The following is a 19,715-nucleotide window of genomic DNA, read 5'->3' as shown; positions in this document are numbered from 1 at the left end:
GGTCGGTCCGGTGGTTCGGGTCGGTCGGGGGCTCGTCGGGGCGGTGGGTTCGAGGGGTTTGAGGGGCCGGTAGAGGGGTCCTCGGCCGCTGAGGTGCCTCCGGCGAATCCTGAGGCGGTGGCACGGGCCGTCTGCCTGCGGCTGCTGACCATGGCTCCGCGCACGAGGGCACAGCTCGCCGAGGCGCTCCGCAAGAGGAACGTCCCCGACGACGTGGCGGAGTCCGTGCTCGCCCGCTTCTCCGACGTCGGGCTCATCGACGACGAGGCGTTCGCCGAGGCATGGGTGAGCTCTCGTCACGCCGGGCGTGGCCTGGCCAGGCGGGCACTCGCGTCCGAGCTTCGCAAGCGCGGCGTCGATGAGGACACCGTGCGCGACGCGGTCGACCAGCTCGACCCCGACCAGGAGCTGGAGACCGCCCGGAGGCTCGTCGAGCGCAAGCTCCCGGGCACCCGTGGCCTCGAACCGGCGGCCCGGGTCCGGCGGCTGGCGGGCATGCTCGCTCGTAAGGGGTATTCCGGCAGCCTCGCCTACCGCGTCGTACGCGAGGCCCTCGAAAGCGAGGGCCTCGCCACCGACGACCTCCCCGACGGCTTCGAGTAACCCAGCCCCGCCAAGCCACCGCCCGCCGCACCTGACCACCCCCGCAGGTGGCTCCGCGTCGGGCGGGTCACCGGTTCTGGCACCTGATCACCCCTGCGAGTCGCCATCGGTTCGAAGTGGACATCGATCTTGATCTGAGCAGGTTCTTTCGGTGGGCCAGGCCTTGTGCGTCCGCCGGTCGTCGGTGGTCAGAGGGTGCGGAGGGCGGGGAGGAGTTCCTTTTCGGCCCAGCCGAGGAACTGGCGCTGGTGGTCCGCGCCGGCCTGCACCAGGGCCACGTGCGTGAACCCGGCGTCGGTGAACTCCTTGACCGCCCGCACCACCGCGTCGACGTCGGAGCCGCAGGGCACGTGCTCGGCCACGTCGTCGGGCCGTACGAACCGCGCGTAGGCCGCGAAGTTCACCGGCCCCGGCAGCTCGGCCAGCACCTTCCACCCGGCCGGGAACCACCTCCACAGGCGGTGGGCTCGCTCCTTGGCGGCCTCGGCGTCGGTGTCGTAGGAGACCACGAGCTGGCCGTAGACGGGCTTCCCGGCGCCTCCCGACGCGCGGAAGCGCTCCACGAGCTCCGCGTCCGGCTCGGTGGCGATCAGGGCGTCGCCGTACTCCGCCGCGAGGTCCACCGACTGCCGTCCGGAGGCGGCGACGCCGACGGGCACCGGCTCGTCAGGCAGGTCGTAGAGCTTGGCCGAGTCGACGGTGAAGTGGTCGCCGCGATAGCTGATGTACTCCCCGCCGAACAGGGCCTGGATGATCTCGATGGCCTCGCCGAACATCTCGTGGCGGATGTTCACCGGGGGCCAGCCGCTCCCGACCACGTGCTCGTTGAGGTTCTCTCCCGAGCCGAGCCCGAGCGTGAAGCGCCCGCCGGACAGCGCTCCCATGGTCGCCGCCTTCTGTGCCACCACGGCGGGGTGGTAGCGCATGATCGGGCAGGTGACGTAGGTCATCAGCGGGACACGCTCGGTGGCCTGGGCGACGGCGCCGAGCACCGACCAGGCGTACGGCGAGTGGCCCATCTCCTCCAGCCAGGGAGAGTAGTGGTCGGAGATGGTCTCGTAGTCGAACCCCGCGCGTTCGGCGCTCACCGCGTCGTCGACGAGCTGCCTGGGCGGGGTCTGCTCGCACATGAGCGTGTAACCGATCTGTGCCATGGCGGCGACATACCCGCCTGTCCGGGGATCGTGCCGCCTCGCCGGAAAATCTTCTGAATCCGGCCGAGGGGCAGACGACCGGGCAGTGCCGTCATCATCCTCATCCTTACGCCCATTTTTCAGCCCTTTAAGTGTCATAGCGGCATTAATCGGGCACGAGGCCGCTCGCGGCAACCGCGAACTAGCTCGGGTGAGTAGGCAAAAGTGGCTTGACGGGCGGACTTTGCTTGCTCGTTACCTCTCTGACGCTTAATCTCGACCACAGTGAGGAGTTACTCCGCGCAGTGCGGATTGCCATAACGGTGAACGACGGACGATCAAGACTGATCTCTCGCAGCGGACAGATGCCCCCGGCACCTGGACGTTGGACATATTTGTCTGACCACAATCGCCCGGTCGGACCGGTCCGTGCTGTGCGGGTGACACCTCGCGTGCTGAGGCTCGCGACGCGAGGAGGGGTGGGCGCGCATGGGTTCGACGGTCGTGATCATGCTGGCGATAGCCGTTGTCCTGCTGGCGATTGTCGCGATTGTCGCGCTTGCTGTGTTGATACGCCGTACCGGCGGGGACAAGGCCGCCAAGCGCGGGCCGACGCCGGAGGAGGTCGCCGACGTTAACGCCGAGCTTGAGACGGCCCGCCGCGAGGGCGTGGAGATCCGGGTCAAGGCGGAGTCCGACGCAGGCGAGATGCTCAGGAAGGCCGAGGTCGCCGCCGATGCCGCCTTCCGGATGCGCCAGGAGGTCGAGGAGGAGACCCGCTCGCTCAAGAACGAGCTGAAGGAACTCCGGTCCGATCTCGAACGCAGGGAGAACCGCCTGGCCGAGCGAGAGCAGCGGCTCGACGAGGAGGCCCGGGTGCAGGCCGACCGGGGCAGGAAGCTCACCGAGACCGAGGGCGAGCTCGCCGACCGGCGCGCGGAGCTCGACCAGGTCGAGGAGAAGCGCCGCGAGGTCCTGGAACGGGTAGCCGGGCTGACGGCCGAGCAGGCGAAGTCCGAGCTCGTGATGACCATCGAGAACCAGGCGAAGCGCGAGGCCGCGCTGATCATCCGGGAGATCGAGAGCGAGGCCCGCAAGGAGGGCGAGAAGCGCGCCTGCAAGATCGTCACTCTGGCCGTGCAGCGGGTGGCCACCGAGCAGACGGCAGAGTCGGTCGTCAGCGTCCTGCACCTGCCCGGCGACGAGATGAAGGGACGCATCATCGGCCGGGAGGGCCGCAACATCAGGGCCTTCGAGTCGACCACGGGCGTCAACCTGATCATCGACGACACCCCCGAGGCCGTCCTGCTGTCGTGCTTCGACCCGGTGCGCCGCGAGACGGCCAGGCTGACCCTGGAGAAGCTCGTCCTCGACGGCCGCATCCACCCGCAGCGCATCGAGGAGGCCTACGAGCGCAGCAAGGACGAGGTCAAGGACCTGTGCGTGCGGGCCGGTGAGGACGCCCTGGTCGAGCTGGGCATCACCGACATGCACCCCGAGCTGATCACCCTGCTCGGCCAGCTCCGCTACCGCACGTCGTACGGGCAGAACGTGCTCAAACACCTCATCGAGTCGGCGCACATCGCGGGCATCATGGCCTCCGAGCTGCGCCTGGACGCCATGCTGCTCAAGCGCTGCACGGTCCTGCACGACATCGGCAAGGCGCTCACCCACGAGGTCGAGGGCAGCCACGCCCTGATCGGCGCCGAGATCGCCCGGCGGTACGGCGAGCACGAGGACGTCGTGCACGCCATCGAGGCCCACCACAACGAGGTCGAGGTCCGCACGGTCGAGGCGGTGCTGACCCAGGCCGCCGACGCGATCAGCGGCAGCCGTCCTGGCGCGCGCAGGGAGTCTCTGGAGGCGTACGTCAAACGGCTGGAGCGGCTGGAGGAGATCGCGCAGTCGTACGACGGCGTGGAAAAGGTCTTCGCCATGCAGGCGGGCCGGGAGATCAGGGTCATGGTCAAGCCCGAGGCGATCGACGACATCCAGGCCCAGGTGATCGCCCGTGACGTGGCCAAGCAGGTCGAGGAGGAGCTGACCTACCCCGGCCAGATCCGCATCACCGTGGTGCGGGAGTCCCGCGCCACCGAGTTCGCCCGCTGAGCGATGGGCACCGGAGCTCAGGGGCGGAAGAGCTGCTGGTAGAAGGCCAGCTCGGCGGCGAGGGCGGCGCTCCGGGTCTCGGCCCTGCGGAAGCCGTGCGCCTCCCCCTCGAAGGCGAGGTAGGTGCAGGGCACGCCGCGCTCGGTGAGGGCCGCCACGAACGCCTCCGACTGCGACGGCGGCACGACCGGGTCGTCCTGACCCTGCATCAGCAGCATCGGGCAGTCGACCTGGCCGGCCTTCGCCAGCGGCTCCCGCGAGGCGTACAAGAGCGGGTCTTCGGGGCCCACCAGCCACTCGACATAGCGCGACTCGAAGTCGTGCGTCGAGGCGGTGAGGGGCGCCAGCGCGCTGATCCCGGCGATGGAGACCCCGCCGCAGAACAGCCCGGACGCGCAGCAGGAGGCCATGGCGGTCCAGCCGCCGGCGCTGCCGCCGCGGATGGCGATGCGCGCGGGGTCGGCGTGACCGTCGGAGAGCAGCCATTCGGCCGCGGCGATCGTGTCCTCCACGTCGATGACGCCCCAGTGACCCTTCAGGCGGTCACGGTAGGCGCGGCCGTACCCGGTGGAGCCGCCGTAGTTCACGTCGATGACGCCGATGCCGCGGCTGGTGAGGAAGGCCTTCTGCAGGTCGAGCGCGGTGATGCTGTGCGCCGTGGGACCCCCGTGCGCGAAGACCACGTACGGCGGGGCGGCCTCGCCGGTCCGTACGGCCGGGTTGGCGGGCGGGTAGACGTACGCGTGCACCCGCCGCCCGAACCGGCCGTGGATCTCCACCGACCGGGGGACAGGCAGGTAGTCGACGGCGGGCAGCTCGCCGACGTCGCGCCGCAGCCCCTCGGCCAGCCCGGTGACGGTGTCCAGCCGCACCACCGACCGGGGGATCGCGGGGCCGTAGGCGACGCCGCAAAGGGTGGAGCCGTCGGCGCTGAGGCAGGGCATCCAGCCGTCGTAGGGCAGGTCGGGCTCGGTGAGGACCCCGGTGCCCGGGTCGAGGATCGCGAGCCGCATGTCCCCCCGGCCGTGCAGCACCGCGAGCCGGCCGTCGCCGAGGACGACGTACGGCGCGCCGCCCAGCTCGGTGAGCGCCCAGGCGAACTCCTCCTCGGCGGGGAAGAGCGCCCGGGAGGAGGCGCCGTCGATCGCGGCCTCGTGGAGGTTCCACCAGCCGGACTCGTCGGAGATCAGATAGAGGGTGTGGTCGTCCTTCCACCGCGGGGCGAGCACCGACTCGGACGGGCCGCCCTTGACGCGCCAGGAGCGGCCGCCGGCGAGCCTGGCGACGCGGAGCTCGGTGCCGACCCACGGCATCCGGGGGTGGTCCCAGCAGATGTAGGCGAGATGCTCCCCGTCGGGGGAGATCGCCGGGGACGCGTAGAAGTCGTTCCCGCTCACCCGCGGCGTGGGCTCGCCGTCGCCGCGCAGCGGGATCGACACGATCGACCGGACCACCTTGCCGCCGGTGTGGTGTTCCTGGACGCACCACACCTCGTCGCCGTGGATCACGAGGTCGGCGTACCGCAGGCCGCAGGCGTGCTCGGGCTCGGGGGTGATGGGCCTCGGCCCGGAGCCGGGGTCACCGCCGCCGGTGGGCACGACGTAGAGCCGCTGGTCGGAGTGGTTCGCGAACACCACCCCCACCCCCGGCGCGACGGCGTACGACCGGCCGCCGTACTCGTGGACGCGGGTGCGGGCGTGCCAGGGGGCGGGGAGCAGTTCGCGGCGCGTGCCGTCGGCGGCACGGTGGACGATGGTGCGCCGTCCGCCTTCGGCGGGACGATCCTCCTCCCACCAGACCTCCTCGCCCAGGACGGCCGGGTACCCGGGCCGCAGCCCGGCACGGACGACGTCTGAGGTGGAGATCGGCGAGGGCCAGGCACCAAACGGCAAGGCCGGGTGCCCGGACGTGCGCTCGGGGGGCATAGCCGCATCCTGCCGGAAAACACCCCGGCGTGTGACCGCTACGGCGCTGATCGTGTTCCCGAGTACTTCTCCAAAGCGGGCGGAGTCGCATATTTCGCCGCCAACAGGCCGAGGTGCTCGATCACCGCGCGCCGCCACGAGCCGTCGCCGAACATGGTCCGCAGGGCCTCGTCGACCTGGGCGTGAAGGTCACCGCTGTCCGCGCGCAGGGCTATGCCGTACTTGTCGCGGGAGAACGTGTGGCCGACGAGCCGGAAGCGTCCCGGCGACGCGCCGGCGAGTCCGGCGAGCACCACCGCGTCGTCGGTGACCGCGTTCACCCGCCGGGCGGCGAGCATCCGCACGCAGTCCTTCACGGTCGAGGTGATGAGGAACGCGCGCTGCCACGCCACGCCGAACCTGCTCACCAGGGGGCCGGGGGACCCGGTGCAGACCCTCTTCTGCGTCAGGTCCTTGAGCCGGCGGACGGACAGGTCGTTCGCGCTGGTCAGGATGTCCTGCCCCGAGACCAGGTACGGCCCGGAAAGCGGCCCCCCGGCGGTCTGGCCCTTCGCCAGCGGCACGCCCATGGTCAGGTCGGCCCGTCCGCCGTCGGTGGGCCCCAGCTCGACGTAGCTGACCTGGTCGTCGCGATAGCCGAGCCGCCTGGCGACGTATCCGGCGACGTCGATCTCGAACCCCGCGTACCCGCCGGTCGGCAGGCGGTCGGCGAGCCCCGGCCGCTCCGGGCGCACCCCGACGACCAGGGTGCCGTGCCCGCCTCCGCAGCCCGTGACCGTCGCGAACGTGAGCACCAGCAGCGCCGTCGCGAGCGGGAGCCCGCGCGTCGGCGCGGGCGGGGATGCGGCGGGCGGCGTCCTGCTCATCGGAGTATTAGAGCCGCCACGCGGAGTCCCCGCCCGCGATCAGGTCAAACCTTTACCCGGCCACTCCGGCCAGCCCGGCTAGTCGATGCCGCCGGTGCCGACGCCCGCGGCGGCCGGCGCGCCGACCACGGTCGCGGTCGTGCGGCGGCTCCGCCTGCTCCGCCGTTCGAGCCTGGTGGCGATGTGACTGAGCACCAGGTTGATCGCGATGTAGACCACCGAGATGACGATCGCGCTCGGGATGAGGTTGCCGAAGTTGGACGGGATCTGCTTGAGCCCGTAGTTCAGCAGCTCCTCGTAGGCGATGACCCACCCGAGGGCCGTGTCCTTGAGGAGGACGACCATCTGGCTCACGATCGCGGGCATCATGGCCGTGGTGGCCTGCGGCAGCAGGATGAGCCGCATGACCCCGCCCTTGCGCAGCCCGAGGGAGTAGCCGGCCTCCGACTGCCCCCGCGGCACCGACAGGATGCCCGCGCGGAAGACCTCGGCGAGCACCGAGCCGTTGTAGAGCGTCAGGCCGATGACCACGGCGGCGAAGGCCGGGACGCTGACGGTGTAGCCGCTGATCGTCGCGGGACCTGCCTGCGCGAAGAAGATCAGCAGAAGCAGCGGGATCGCGCGGAAGAACTCCACCACCGCGCCGGACGGCACGCGGATCCAGGAGTGCTCCGAGAGCCTGCCCAGCCCGAACACGACGCCGAAGACCAGGGCGAGCACGGCCGAGACGACCGCGGCCTGCAACGTGGCGATCATGCCGGGGATGATCTGGCCGGTCCAGACGTCCCCGCGCAGGAACGGCTCCCACAGCTTGCCCTCGAACTGCCCCTTGTCGGCCAGCGCCTTGATGAGCAGGTAGGCGACGCCGAGGATCACGACGGCGGAGACCAGGGTCAGGATGTTGTTGCGCAGACGTGCGCGGGGACCCGGCACGTCGAAAAGGACGTTGGCGCTCACGCGTCCTCCTTCTCTCGTACGGGCTCCCGGGCGGGCGTCTCCCGTACGGGCGTGTCCGGCGCGAGGCCGCTCATCGGCTCACCGCCAGGCGCTTGGCCAGCCAGCCGAAGAAGAAGCCGGTGGGCAGCGTGAGGACCATGTATCCGGCCGCGAACCCGAGGAAGATCGGGAGCGTGCCGCCGTAGTCGTCGAACATCTGCTTCATCACCGCCGAGGCCTCGATGTAGCCGGCGACGATGACGATGGTCGTGTTCTTGGTGAGCGCGATCAGGATGCTGCCCAGCGGGGCGATGACCGAGCGGAACGCCTGGGGGAGCACCACCAGCCGCAGGGTCTGCAGGAAGGTGAGCCCGATGGCTCGGGCCGCCTCGGCCTGCCCGGCGGGCACGGTGTTCATGCCGGACCGCAGCGCCTCGCACACGAACGACGCCGTGTACGCCGACAGCCCGAGCACCGCCCACCAGTAGTAGTTCGTGGGCGAGTCGGTGGAAAGGGTCAGCTGCAGGGTGTCGCTCAGCCCCAGCGCGCACAGCAGCAGGACCAGGGTCAGCGGGGTGTTGCGCAGGGTGTTGACGTAAACGGTCCCGGCGGCGCGCAGGACGGGAGTGGGGGACACCCGCATGGCGACCAGGATCGTGCCGAGGATCAGCGCCAGCAGCCCGCTCATAAGGGTCAGGCGGATCGTCGACCAGAAGCCTGTGAGGATCGTGCCGAATTCCTGTACCAGGGGACTGAAGTCAAAGAGCGATTCCATCGGGCTCCACCGGAGACGGGGAGCGCCGGTGAGGTGACCTCACCGGCGCTGGGGAAAGGGGATCAGCTGCAACCCTCGGCGGGCGGCGCACCCGCCGCCGTGAACTTCAGGCCAGTGCCGCTGAAGTGAGTGTCGAAGATCTTCTGCATCGTCCCGTCCTGGTACATCTTGACGATGGCCTTGTTGACGGCCTCGCAGGTCTCCTTGTCGCCCTTCTTCAGGCCGACGCCGTACCTCTCGTCGGTGAAGGGGGCGCCGGTGACCTTGAGCGCTCCGCCCTCACGCTTGGCGAACCCGGCGAGGATGGTGTCGTCGGTGGTGACCGCGTCGATGGCGTTGCCCTTGAGCTTGGTGACGCACTCCTCGTAGGCGCCGGCCGGCACGAGCTGGACCTCGACCTTCTTGTTCTCCTTGTTGGTGCCCTCGGCGATGTTCTTCCACGAGTTGGAGCCGGTCACCTGGCAGATGCGCTTGCCCTTGAGGCTGTCCAGGGAGGTGATGGAGGTGTCGTCGGCGCGGACGAGCGTGTCCTGGTGGGCGATGTACAGCGGCCCGCCGAAGGTCACCTTGGGCTTGCGCGCGTCGGTGATCGAGTAGGTCGCGACGATCATGTCGACCTGCCCCTGCTGGAGGAAGGTCTCGCGGTTGGCCGAGCGCGCTTCCTTCCAGGTGATGCCGCTCTCGGGAACGCCGAGCTCCTTGGCGATGTACTTCGCCACGTCGACGTCGAAGCCCTCGACCGTGCCGTCGGGCTTCTTCAGGCCGAGGCCGGGCTGGTCGTACTTCACGCCGATGGTGAGCTTCTTGTCGTCCTTGGCCTTCTGGAGCGCCGTCGTGGGTCCGCCGCCGCCGCAGGCGGAGAGGCTGGCGGCCAGAGCCGCGGCAGATAGGAGGATGGCCCCGATCTGTCGTGAACGCATATGCGTGTACCTCAGCTTTCTTCGTGTCGAGCGGTTGCCGGCATGGAGTGCTTCAGTGCGTGAGGTTCAAGGTGCGATCCCGTACGTCCGGGATCGCCGAACACGGGTCTCGTACGGACGTCGCGGCGCGGCACACGGGCGTGCCGATCAATGCGTCAAGATCTTGGACAGGAAGTCCTTGGCCCTGTCGGTCCGGGGGTTGGTGAAGAAATCGTCGGGGGTGTTCTCCTCGACGATCTGCCCTTCGGACATGAACACGACCCGGCTGGCCGCCCGGCGGGCGAAGCCCATCTCGTGGGTGACGACCACCATCGTCATGCCGTCACGCGCGAGACCGATCATGACGTCGAGCACCTCCTGGACCATCTCGGGGTCCAGCGCCGAGGTCGGCTCGTCGAAGAGGATCATCTTCGGGTCCATCGCCAGGGCGCGGGCGATGGCCGTGCGCTGCTGCTGGCCCCCGGAGAGCTGGGCGGGATACTTCCCCGCCTGGCCGTCGATGCCGACGCGCTGGAGCAGCTCCATGCCCCGTTTGTCGGCCTGATCGCGAGGGATGCCCCGTACCTTCACCGGACCCAGTGTGACGTTCTCCAGGATCGTCTTGTGGGCGAAGAGGTTGAAGGATTGGAACACCATCCCCACGTCCGACCTCAACTTGGCCAGTGCCTTACCCTCGGCGGGAAGCGGTTTCCCGTCGAAGGTGATCGTGCCGGAGTCGATGGTCTCCAGCCGGTTGATGGCGCGGCACAGGGTCGACTTACCGCTCCCGGAAGGGCCGATCACCACGACGACCTCTCCCCGGGAGACCGTCAGATCGATGTCCTTCAGCACATGAAGGGCACCGAAGTTCTTGTTGACGTTATCGACTCTGACGAGAGGAGTCGCGTCCCCGTTCTCCGTCATGTTGCACAACGTAAGTGGTCAAGGCCACCGGTCACTAACCAGGCGGTACCGATCGCATCACGGCCTGGTCACGGAGCGCGATCGTGTGGCTCGCTCCGGGTGGTCGTCACGCACAGGTGGTCCCGCCTGGAACGTCGCAGGGTCAGGGCGGAGGGGGCGTGCGACGAACCTCCCGGAGCGCCTACCCTTGTCAGTTGAGATGACTGTCACCGAGGAGCGCGCCCGCACCTACGAAGTCCGCACGTACGGGTGCCAGATGAACGTCCACGATTCCGAGCGGCTCTCGGGCCTGCTGGAGGACGCCGGGTATGTCCGGGCGGACGACGGCGACACGGCCGACGTGGTCGTGTTCAACACGTGCGCCGTCCGTGAGAACGCCGACAACAGGTTGTACGGCAACCTCGGCCACCTGCGCCCGGCCAAGTTGACCAACCCCGGCATGCAGATCGCCGTGGGCGGCTGCCTCGCGCAGAAGGACCAGGGCGAGATCGTCCGCAAGGCCCCCTGGGTCGACGTGGTCTTCGGCACGCACAACATCGGCTCGCTCCCCGTCCTCCTTGAGCGCGCGCGCATCGCGCAGGAGGCCCAGGTCGAGATCAAGGAGTCGCTGGAGGTCTTCCCGAGCACCCTGCCGACCAAGCGCGAGTCGCCGTACGCGGCGTGGGTGTCGGTCTCGGTCGGGTGCAACAACACCTGCACGTTCTGCATCGTCCCCGCGCTGCGCGGCAAGGAGAAGGACCGCCGCCCCGGCGACGTGCTGAGCGAGGTCCGCTCCCTGGTCGACCTCGGCGTCCTTGAGATCACGCTCCTCGGTCAGAACGTCAACACCTACGGCGTGGAGTTCGGCGACCGGCTGGCGTTCGGCAAGCTGCTGCGCGCCTGCGGCGACATCTCGGGGCTTGAGCGGGTGCGCTTCACCTCGCCGCACCCGGCGGCCTTCACCGACGACGTCATCGCCGCCATGGCCGAGACGCCCAACGTCATGCACCAGCTCCACATGCCCCTGCAGTCGGGCTCCGACCGCGTGCTGAAGGCCATGCGCCGCTCCTACCGGGCCGAGCGCTACCTCGGCATCATCGAGCGGGTGCGCGCCGCCATGCCCGACGCCGCCATATCCACCGACATCATCGTCGGCTTCCCCGGCGAGACCGAGGAGGACTTCCAGGGCACGCTCGACGTCGTCCGGCAGTCCCGCTTCGCCAACGCCTTCACCTTCCAGTACTCCATCCGTCCGGGCACCCCGGCCGCGACCATGGACGACCAGGTGCCCAAGGAGGTCGTCCAGGAGCGTTACGAGCGCCTGGTGGCCCTGCAGAACGACATCTCGTGGGCCGAGAACAAGGCGCAGGTGGGCCGCAGGCTGGAGGTCCTGGTCGCCGAGGGTGAAGGGCGCAAGGACGGGGCGACCCAGCGCATGTCCGGCCGCGCCCCCGACAACCGCCTGGTCCATTTCGTTCCGGCACTGCGCGATGACCTCCCTGGTGGTGACTTGCCGAGACCGGGTGACATGGTGACCGTCGAGGTCACCTACGCCGCTCCGCACCATCTCGTCGCCGACGGTCCCGCCCTGGCGCTGCGCCGCACCCGCGCGGGTGACGCGTGGGAGGCCAGGGAGAGCGCCGCCTGCGGCACGGGCGCGGGCTCCGGTTCCGGCACTCCGGGCGCGGTTTCGCTCGGCATGCCCGCCATGCGCCGTTCCTGATCCACATCCGCTCCGCTCCCCGGCGCGCCATGCCGGTCCGGCCTCGTCCACCCGGGTGTACGGCCGCGGTGGCCGGCCGGTTCACTTCCGTCCGGGTACGGCCGCTGGGACGCGGCCGGTTCACTTCGTACCGGTGTGGCCGCTGAGCAGCCGGTCGCAGTAGGCGCGGCGGAAGTCCGTGAAGGTCGCGCAGGGGTTCGGCACCGGGGGAGGCCGATCGGCCTCGGGCCGGCGCGGCTCCGGTGACGGCGGCGACCGGGGCGGGTCCGGTGGCGACGGACGCGGCGGGGGCTTGGGGATGGGCGCCGGCGGTTTCGGCTGATCCGGGAGGGTTCGCACCCTGCCCCGGGGGCCTTCCCGGCGGTCGCGGGCCGCAGGAGTGATCGGCCCGTTCTTCCTGGTCGCGCCCGAGGACGCGTCCCCTGCCCGCCCGCCGTGCCGGCGCCCTGCCCGCGTCGTGGCGGTGCTCCCCTCGCCCGGCGCGCTCGCCGCGTACGAGCCGCCCGGGACCCGCGCCCGCTCGTCTGGGGAGGCGCCGCCCTGGAGAGGGGGGACGAACGCCGTCCACAGGCGCTCGGGCCGCTTCATCTGAGGGAGTTCGGGCCGCGGGCGCCAGGGCGGGTCGAGCCGCGGGCGTCCGGGCGGCTCGATGTGCCCCGCGGAGGCGGCGACGGCCGGATGGCCCGCATTTTTTTCGTGTTCGAATACGGGGCGCGCTCCGGGTCCGGGCAGGGGCTCCGGGCGAGCGGCCGACGGGACGGTGGGGCGCGAGATCGGCGAGGCCGGATCCCTCTTTTGCGTCGGCGATCCGGGTGCCGTTGGAGCGGTACCAAGGGTGATCCCCAGCCCCACGATGGCGAAGACCGCCGTCACGCCCCCGACGGCCGCCACCGTTCGAATTGAGATCGGTCCAAGTGATGACAAGTCGTGATTCTTCCGTGATTGAGGTGCGGTAATTCGTTCTATGGGGCTAGTGTGACCACCGCCCGCGGAAGCCGGAGCGCTTTCCCCCCGATAGGCCGCAGGAGTCACCTAACATGGATCGGCACGACCGTCCGTCGCCGGGCCGCTACGACGAGTCCAGCTCACATCTCCCCACCGAATACCTCGCAAGCGAGCCGCCCTCCCCCTCGAGCTCGCGCAAAAGGACCCTCGTGATCAGCACGGCCGCCGCCGTGCTGGCGGCGGCCGTCACCGCCGGAGGGGTCATCACCCTCACGAACCGCACCGCTTCCACCAGCGGCGCCGGCACCGTGAGCCAGCAGTCGTCCGAGGACGGGACCGGCTCCGACCAGGCCGCGGGCGACGCCGCGTCCGACCCCGGCGACGTCTCCGCCGACCCGGACGACGCCTCCGGCGAGAGCGCGGGGTCCGACGGGTCGAGCGGCTCCTCTGGTTCTTCGGGGTCCTCCGGCGCACGGGCCGACGATCCGGGCTCCCCGGTCGGACCGACCGCCGCGCCCGTCGCGAACAACGACAGCGCGAAGAACAAGAAGAACACCTCGACGGACACCACCGGCACGAATGGCCAGGGCGTCACCCCCGACGGCCTCGCCGGGTACGTCGAGCCGAACGCGCAACTGCCGGACCGGTCCTCCGGCCTGCCCCCGGACTTCTTCGACGACATCGGCAGGCTCGCCGCGCCGCGGAGCACGAAGCCGTCCGCGACGCCCACGGCCAAGCCGAGCGCCAAGCCTTCGACGACGCCGGCTCCCAAGCCGACCAAGCCCGCGTCCAGCCCCTCCCCGACCGGCAAGGTGTCGGCCGTCGTCGCCGCAGAGGACGAGGTGGCGCGCCTGACCAACGCCGCCAGGCAGGAGCAGGGCTGCGGCCCGCTGCGCATCGACGAGAAGCTGCGCAAGGCCGCGCGGGGCCACTCCGACGACATGGCGGCCAAGGGGTACTTCGACCACACCTCGGCCGACGGCCGTTCCCCGTGGGACCGGATCAAGGCCGCCGGGTACAACGCGTCGATGTTCGCCGAGAACATCGCACGCGGCCAGGCCACCCCGGACGCGGTCGTCAAGGGCTGGCTGAACAGCCCCGGGCACCGCGCGAACATCATGAACTGCAAGCTCAAGGCCATCGGCGTCGGCGTCCACTTCGGTAGCGGCGGCCCCTGGTGGACCCAGGACTTCGGTTCCGCCTGACCTGGACGGCTCTCCGGAACGGCCCACCGCCGTCCTCTCCGCTCGACCGGCTCCAAGGACCCATGGTCCGGCCCGTAGAGCCGGGGAGGACGGCGCCGTCCGTTCCGGCGGCGAGCCGGGCGGGAGGGCGGCCGGTCCGGGTGGCGGGCCGGTGGGGTTAGCCTGATCTTGTGCTCGTCGCCGCGGCCGTCTGCCCGCATCCTCCGCTGATCGCCCCCGAGATCGCGGGAGCGGCGGCGCCGGAGCTCGACGACCTGCGCGACGCCTGCGCGTCCGCGATCCGGTCGCTGGCCGCCTCCCGGCCGGACACGCTCGTCGTGGTCGGCGACGCCGAGGCGTCACGCTCGTACGAGCCGCACGCGGGCGGGAGCCTCGCCCCGTGGGGCGGCGCCGGCGTCCGCGTGGGCTCGGGGAGCCCGGTCCTCCCGCTTTCCCTGACCGTCGGCCGCCTGCTCCTGGACCTCGCCGGGTCCGGGCCCGCCTCCGGGTACGAGGCGGTCGCCTCCGACGCCCCGCCCGAGGCGTGCCGGCGGCTCGGCGCGGCTCTGGCGGGTCGCGGGCGGCGGGTCGCGCTGCTGGTCATGGGCGACGGCTCCGCCAGGCTCACGGTGCGCTCGCCCGGCTACTTCGAGCCCGGTGCCCTCGCTTACAACGAGGCGCTCGCGCGGGCGCTCGGCGGCGCGGACGTACCGGCCCTGGCGGCCCTCGACCCCGCTGAGGCCGCGGAGCTGTGGGTGGCGGGCCGGGTGCCGTTCCAGGTGCTCGCGGGCGCGGCCGGGGCCGAGTCGGAGGGCGGGAGCGGCTTCCACGGCGAGCTGCTCTACGACGACGCGCCCTACGGCGTCGGCTACCTCGTGGCCCGCTGGACCCGGCACGAGCCATCGTGAGCGGCGGCTCGGAGGATAGGGATGGGACCACGCCCGGCCGTGGTTACGGTGGGAGGACGGGTGCGGCGCTCGCCGCGCCGACGACTAGCGCGGATGGACATGATCGGATGGTAGACGTCGCCTTGGGCAGCGTGCCGACACCGCTCGGCGACGTGCTGGCGGCCGTCACCCCGGATGGGGTGGTGGCGACCGTGTTCCAGGACAGCGACGCCGCCAGGCGGAGGCTGCTCGGCCGGCTCGGCGTGCCCGGCGTGGACGATCCGGCCCGTACGGCGCACGCCTTGGACGAGCTGGCCGCCTACTTCGCCGGGGAGCTCCGGGAGTTCACGGTGCCCATCGACTGGCGCCTGATGTCGACGATGCAACGGCGGGTGCTCGGCGCCCTGTACGAGACGGTCCCGTACGGCAGGGTGACGACCTACGGCGACCTGGCCGGGAGCAGCGGCTCCGGCGTGCCTGCCCGCGCCATCGGGTCGATCATGGGCAGCAACCCCGTCCCGATCATCGTCCCGTGCCATCGGGTCGTCGCCGGGAACGGGCTCGGAGGGTTCAGCGGCGGCGACGGGGTCGACTCCAAGCGCTGGCTGCTCACCCTGGAGGGCTACCTGCCGCCGACCCTCGACTGGGAGCTGTAGTGGAGCGCGCGGACGCGGGGCCGCCGGTCGTCGCCGTCGTCGGGCCGACCGCCGCGGGCAAGTCGGACCTGGCCGTGGAGCTCGCGCTCCGCCTCGGAGGCGAGGCCGTCAACGCCGACTCCATGCAGCTCTACCGGGGAATGGACATCGGCACGGCCAAGCTCACGCCCGCCGAGCGCCGCGGCGTCCCCCACCACCTGCTGGACGTCTGGGACATCACCGAGACGGCGAGCGTGGCCGAGTACCAGCGGATGGCCCGCGCGCTCATCGACGGCATGCGCGCGAGGGGCGCGGTGCCGATCCTGGTGGGCGGTTCCGGCCTCTACGTCCGCGCGGCCCTGGACGATCTGGAGTTCCCCGGCACGGACCCCGCGATCAGGGCCAGGCTGGAGGCCGAGCTCGACGCCGTCGGTCCCGAGGCGCTCCACCAGCGCCTCAAGGAGCTCGATCCGGTGGCGGCCGAGGCCGTCCTGGCGAGCAACGGCCGCCGCATCGTGCGCGCCCTGGAGGTGATCGAGCTCTCCGGCCGGCCCTTCTCGGCCACGATGCCCTCCTACGACGCCGTCTACGACAGCGTGCAGATCGGCGTCCAGGTGCCCCGGCCGCTGCTCGACGAGCGCATCGCCATCCGGGTCGACCGCATGTGGGAGGCCGGGTTCGTCGAGGAGGTCAGGGTCCTCGCCGGCCGGGGGCTCGCGAGCGGCCGTACGGCCCGCAGGGCGCTCGGCTACGCGCAGGTGCTGCGCTTCCTTGAGGGGGAGTGGACCGAGGACCAGGCCAGGGAGGAGACCGTCAGGTTGACGCGACGGTTCGCCCGGCGCCAGGAGTCGTGGTTCCGGCGCGACCCTCGGGTGAGGTGGCTGCCCTTCGACGCTCCTGACCTGGTCGAGCAGGCCCTGACATTGGTCGCGGGGTAAGATTCGGTGACATGCGTTTCGTAAAGGGCCACGGCACCGAGAACGACTTCGTCATCCTTCCGGACCCTGACGGGAGCCTCGATCTGCCCGCGTCGCTGGTGACGACGCTGTGCGACCGCCGCTCCGGCATCGGGGCCGACGGGGTGCTCCACGTCGTGCCCGCCAAGCTGAGCGCGGAGGCCGCCGAGATCGCCGATCGCGAGTCCGGCCGGTCGCACGGCGCCGACTGGTTCATGGACTACCGCAACGCCGACGGCGGCGTGGCCGAGATGTGCGGCAACGGCCTGCGCGTCTTCGCCCGCTATCTCGTGGACGCCGGGCTGGCCGACCCGGGGGAGTTCGACGTCGTCACCCGCGCCGGCGTCCGCCGCGTACAGCTCGCGCGCACCGGGGACGTCACCGTCGACATGGGCGCGCCGGAGGTCCTCGGCGAGAGCGTGGCGACCGTCGGAGCCACCGAGTACGAGGGGCTCGTCGTCGACATGGGCAACCCGCACCTGGCCTGCGTGACCGGCGACCCGGTGACCCAGCTCGACCTGACCTCGCAGCCCGGCTTCGACCCCGCCGTCTTCCCGCACGGCGTCAACGTCGAGCTGCTCAACCTCGTGGGGGAGCGCAGGGTCGTGATGCGCGTGTACGAGCGCGGTTCCGGAGAGACCCGGTCCTGCGGCACGGGCGCGGTGGCCTCGGCGGTGGCGGCGGCGCGTCTCGCGGGAGAAACCTCGGGCACGTGGACCGTCGAGGTGCCGGGGGGCGTCCTCACGGTGACGCTCGACGGGCGCACGAGCCACCTGACCGGCCCGGCCGTCCTCGTCGCCTCCGGCGAGTTCCCCGCCTTCGCCCTCTCCTGAGCGGGCCGCGGGGTCCGGTTGCGGCCGCCCGCTCGTCCACCGCACCGCCCGCATGTTTGGGGCATGCTCTGCGAACTGGCAGACTGGCGTGCCATGGACGTGGACATCTGGGCCTGGGTCTCAGACACCCAACGGCAACTGGCCGAATCGGGGAACACCGGGCTGGCCATCGCGCTGGGCGACCTCCCGGCGCAGGCTTTCGAGGGCCGTTATGCCCAGCTCGACGTGATGGCGCCGGCGGTCGCCCAGCAGGCCGAGGCGCTGGAGCTGCCGTGGCTTGAGCTCTTCGCCCGGCACTGGCACCTGGTCAGCCGCATCGGCGACCGCGCTCAGGGCACGGTCGCGCTCGGCGACGCCGAGGCCCTGCTGGAGTTCGCGCGGCGCGAGGACACCAGGGAGTGCCCCTCGGTTCCCGCCGCCGTGGAGGCGCTCGCCGTCTGCCAGGCCAACATCGACGGCCCCGGGTACGCCGCCGAGCGCCTCGCCGCTCTCGGCGCCGCGCTTGAGGCCGTGCGGCCCGGCTCGCCCGCCTTCTGCGGGCTCGTCACGCAGTACGTCGCGGCGTTGTCCGACGCGGGCGAGGCCGAGCAGGCCGTCACCTACTACGAGTCCGCCGTCGCGGGCCGCAGGTCCGCCGAAGGGCAGGTCAGCTGGGAGCTGGCGGCCTCGGGCGTGCGGGCGCTGCTCGCCGCGGGCCGCACGCAGGAGGCGCTCACCGAGCTCGACTCCGCCAAGGAGTTCCCGGCGGACGACCCGGTCGCCAAGGAGCACCGCGAGGGGGTGCTGCGCGCCCTGGTGCTGGCCACCGCGGGGCGTCTGACCCCGGCGCTGGAGGCGCTCCCCGACCTCGACGTCGTCGGCGACCACCCCCGTGACTGGGTCGAGTGGGCGCGCGCCGTGCGGCTGCTCGGCGAGGTCATCAGCAACACCTGGCAGCTCGGCCGTGTGCTTCGCCAGTGGATGGGCTACTTCGAGACCATGGGCGTCAACCGCGGGCGGGTCGAGCTGGCCCTGATCGCCGGTGAGCTCGCCGTGGCGCGGCAGGGCGTGTGGCAGGCCCGCGCGCTCGCCGACCTCGCCGAGTCCTGGCTTGGCGAGCTGCGCACGGCCGAAGGGCTGTCCGAGCGTGTGACCGCGCTGCGTGCCGCCGCCGACGCCGCGACGCCGCCCCCGGCTCCGGGCCCGCAGGACGAGCTGGTCGCCTACTTCGACGCCGCCGACGGCCACAACGCCGACCCCGAGCGCTGGGTGGGCTGGCTGTGGCCGCTGTCGGGCACCGACCTCGAGGCCACGCGCCGCCACACCACGACGCTGGGCTTCCTCGGGTACGCGCCGCTGGGCGCCGACATCCTGTGGAAGACGATCGTCGAGGACGCCGACCCGGCCACCGCCGAGGAGGAGGACATCGCCTACCTCACCGGCGTGCTGATCGAGGCGGGCCAGGACCAGCGGGTGGAGCGGTTCGCGGCCATGCTGCCCGCGCCGACCTCCCACCTCGCGCTGGGCAGGCTGCACCGGGCGCGTGAGCGGTGGGCCGAGACCACTTCCGAGGCCGAGAAGTCGCTCGCGGCCGGAGCCGAGGGCATCGTCGCGCTGGAGGCCAGGCGCCTGCTCGCGGGTGCAGCCCAGCAGCTCGGCGACAACGCCAAGGGCGCGGCCATCCTGCGCGACCTGGTCGAGTCGGGCCAGGGCGAGGAGGAGGACACCTGGCGCATGATCGTCATGGCCACCGCCTCCGAAGACTGGCCGCTCGTCCGCGAGGGCGCCGCCAAACTCGGCATGCAGCTCGACACCACCGAGGGCCCCATCGAGGAGGAGTGGCACCTCGTCCGGGTCGTCCTGCCGGTCTCCGACGGCAGCCAGCGCGAGGTGCTCGCCGTGCGCACCGGTCCCGCCACCGCCCGGCTGCTCATCCCGCAGCCCCGCGGCATGGACTACAACGCCGGTGACGTCGTCGTCATCGACCCCCGGCCGCTGGAGCCGGTGCCCGAGGGCGCCGAGGAGCAGGAGAGCTACGTCATCCCGTTCGCCGGTGTGGCGCTGCTGCGTCCGGGCGGTTACACCAGCTGGTTCTTCGACGGGGCGGCCCCCAGCGAAGAAGACTGGACCGAGTTCAACGAGGTGATGGCCGAGCGCGGCTGGCCCATGTGGGTCTACAGCGACGAGAACTACTCGGTCTCCCACCCCACCACCCGCGAGCGGCTCCAGGGCGTCTACGGCTGGATCGCCGTGCCGCCGGGGATCGAGCCGGTCGAGGTCGACGCCCTGCTCGACGACGCGACCGAGCGCTGGAGCCACCCGCTGGCCTGGCTCGACCTCGCGCGCAGCGCCGGCATCGAGGTGGAGCGGCACGAGCGCATCACCAAGGAGTACGGCCTGTAGATCCGGTGTCCCTGGGGAGCC

General features: G+C 71.4%; 17 protein-coding genes. 9 read left to right on the top strand and 8 right to left on the bottom strand.

Features of this window, described 5'->3' with window-relative positions; genetic code table 11:
* On the top strand, positions 1-603 hold a 603-nt coding region (gene recX, locus ACGFIV_RS02740), incomplete at its 5' end, for a recombination regulator RecX (protein WP_392831349.1).
* Positions 604-791: 188 nt separating this feature from the next.
* Here recX and ACGFIV_RS02735 read toward each other — a convergent pair.
* Positions 792-1,757, bottom strand: coding sequence for an LLM class F420-dependent oxidoreductase (locus ACGFIV_RS02735; RefSeq protein WP_358551935.1), 966 nt, complete (start codon positions 1,755-1,757; stop codon positions 792-794).
* A gap of 468 nt (positions 1,758-2,225) precedes the next feature.
* Between ACGFIV_RS02735 and rny the strand changes: the two genes are divergently transcribed.
* Positions 2,226-3,845 (top strand): ribonuclease Y, encoded by a 1,620-nt coding sequence (gene rny / locus ACGFIV_RS02730; protein WP_392831345.1) that lies wholly within the window; start codon positions 2,226-2,228, stop codon positions 3,843-3,845.
* Between the two features lie 17 nt (positions 3,846-3,862).
* Here the strand turns inward: rny and ACGFIV_RS02725 are convergent, their stop codons facing one another.
* The 6 genes from ACGFIV_RS02725 to ACGFIV_RS02700 all read right to left on the bottom strand — a co-directional run bounded on the left by ACGFIV_RS02725 (position 3,863) and on the right by ACGFIV_RS02700 (position 10,170).
* On the bottom strand, positions 3,863-5,770 hold the full coding sequence (locus ACGFIV_RS02725; protein WP_358551931.1) for a prolyl oligopeptidase family serine peptidase: 1,908 nt from the start codon (positions 5,768-5,770) through the stop codon (positions 3,863-3,865).
* Between the two features lie 38 nt (positions 5,771-5,808).
* Complete coding sequence (locus ACGFIV_RS02720) at positions 5,809-6,636, bottom strand: transporter substrate-binding domain-containing protein (RefSeq protein ID WP_358551929.1); 828 nt, start codon at positions 6,634-6,636, stop codon at positions 5,809-5,811.
* Positions 6,637-6,714: 78 nt separating this feature from the next.
* Positions 6,715-7,593: an amino acid ABC transporter permease gene (locus ACGFIV_RS02715; protein ID WP_358551927.1), complete on the bottom strand. Its 879-nt coding sequence runs from the start codon at positions 7,591-7,593 to the stop codon at positions 6,715-6,717.
* A gap of 70 nt (positions 7,594-7,663) precedes the next feature.
* Positions 7,664-8,347 (bottom strand): amino acid ABC transporter permease, encoded by a 684-nt coding sequence (locus tag ACGFIV_RS02710; RefSeq protein ID WP_358551925.1) that lies wholly within the window; start codon positions 8,345-8,347, stop codon positions 7,664-7,666.
* Positions 8,348-8,409: 62 nt separating this feature from the next.
* On the bottom strand, positions 8,410-9,267 hold the full coding sequence (locus ACGFIV_RS02705; protein WP_358551923.1) for a glutamate ABC transporter substrate-binding protein: 858 nt from the start codon (positions 9,265-9,267) through the stop codon (positions 8,410-8,412).
* Positions 9,268-9,414: 147 nt separating this feature from the next.
* Positions 9,415-10,170 carry an amino acid ABC transporter ATP-binding protein gene (locus tag ACGFIV_RS02700; protein WP_358551921.1) on the bottom strand — a complete coding sequence of 252 codons (756 nt, stop codon included), beginning with the start codon at positions 10,168-10,170 and terminating at the stop codon, positions 9,415-9,417.
* A 199-nt stretch (positions 10,171-10,369) separates the two neighbouring features.
* Here ACGFIV_RS02700 and miaB point away from each other — a divergent pair, with 199 nt between their 5' ends.
* Positions 10,370-11,872: a tRNA (N6-isopentenyl adenosine(37)-C2)-methylthiotransferase MiaB gene (gene miaB / locus ACGFIV_RS02695; RefSeq protein ID WP_392831338.1), complete on the top strand. Its 1,503-nt coding sequence runs from the start codon at positions 10,370-10,372 to the stop codon at positions 11,870-11,872.
* A gap of 120 nt (positions 11,873-11,992) precedes the next feature.
* Here the strand turns inward: miaB and ACGFIV_RS02690 are convergent, their stop codons facing one another.
* The gene (locus ACGFIV_RS02690; RefSeq protein ID WP_358551917.1) at positions 11,993-12,460 is read right to left on the bottom strand and encodes a hypothetical protein; all 468 of its coding nucleotides are present in this window, start codon (positions 12,458-12,460) and stop codon (positions 11,993-11,995) included.
* A gap of 566 nt (positions 12,461-13,026) precedes the next feature.
* Here ACGFIV_RS02690 and ACGFIV_RS02685 point away from each other — a divergent pair.
* The 6 genes from ACGFIV_RS02685 (at position 13,027) to ACGFIV_RS02660 (ending at position 19,694) form a co-directional block, all read left to right on the top strand.
* On the top strand, positions 13,027-14,022 hold the full coding sequence (locus ACGFIV_RS02685) for a CAP domain-containing protein (RefSeq protein WP_392831333.1): 996 nt from the start codon (positions 13,027-13,029) through the stop codon (positions 14,020-14,022).
* Positions 14,023-14,192: 170 nt separating this feature from the next.
* Positions 14,193-14,909 carry a class III extradiol dioxygenase subunit B-like domain-containing protein gene (locus ACGFIV_RS02680; RefSeq protein WP_358560222.1) on the top strand — a complete coding sequence of 239 codons (717 nt, stop codon included), beginning with the start codon at positions 14,193-14,195 and terminating at the stop codon, positions 14,907-14,909.
* A 107-nt stretch (positions 14,910-15,016) separates the two neighbouring features.
* Complete coding sequence (locus ACGFIV_RS02675; RefSeq protein ID WP_392831330.1) at positions 15,017-15,544, top strand: methylated-DNA--[protein]-cysteine S-methyltransferase; 528 nt, start codon at positions 15,017-15,019, stop codon at positions 15,542-15,544.
* Complete coding sequence (miaA, locus tag ACGFIV_RS02670) at positions 15,544-16,461, top strand: tRNA (adenosine(37)-N6)-dimethylallyltransferase MiaA (RefSeq protein ID WP_392831327.1); 918 nt, start codon at positions 15,544-15,546, stop codon at positions 16,459-16,461. The genes ACGFIV_RS02675 and miaA overlap by 1 nt, the downstream gene beginning before the upstream one ends.
* Positions 16,462-16,472: 11 nt before the next feature.
* On the top strand, positions 16,473-17,312 hold the full coding sequence (dapF, locus tag ACGFIV_RS02665; protein ID WP_392831324.1) for a diaminopimelate epimerase: 840 nt from the start codon (positions 16,473-16,475) through the stop codon (positions 17,310-17,312).
* A gap of 63 nt (positions 17,313-17,375) precedes the next feature.
* A complete protein-coding gene (locus ACGFIV_RS02660) occupies positions 17,376-19,694 on the top strand; it encodes a tetratricopeptide repeat protein (RefSeq protein ID WP_358560214.1) in 2,319 nt (772 codons plus the stop codon).
* Positions 19,695-19,715: the final 21 nt, after the last annotated feature.

Source organism: Sphaerisporangium sp. NPDC049003, from assembly GCF_043197795.1.
In the GTDB taxonomy this organism is placed as follows: Bacteria; Actinomycetota; Actinomycetes; order Streptosporangiales; family Streptosporangiaceae; genus Sphaerisporangium.
This window is presented reverse-complemented; position numbering and strand designations above follow the sequence as displayed.